The following is a 288-nucleotide window of genomic DNA, read 5'->3' as shown; positions in this document are numbered from 1 at the left end:
ATAAGGAAAACGCTGAATATGAATCTTTTTTACTTCCTCATAGGTTTTGTCTTTAACCTCCTCTAAATTTTCTTTATTTATAGCAGAAATAAAAATCGATGCTACATCATAATCATTCATCCACGTTTTTTTCCAGTCTTGTAAAGTGTAATGTTGTTTTCCTTTTTCGGTTACTAAATCATCTTCATCAATGGGTTCGTACTTGTACGCATCGATTTTATTAAACACCATTAAAGTAGGTTTGTCTGCACAATTTATATCTGCTAAAATTGAGTTTACAGATTCAAT

General features: G+C 30.2%; 1 pseudogene. It reads right to left on the bottom strand.

Annotation, left to right across the window (positions count from 1 at the left end):
- Positions 1–288, bottom strand: a pseudogene (locus tag ACY2RX_RS14645) (GTPase HflX); the annotation flags it as partial.

Source organism: Polaribacter sp. 2405UD43-2 (assembly GCF_058147125.1).
Note: the sequence above shows the minus strand (reverse complement) of the source record. Positions and strands in the feature narration are given on the sequence as shown.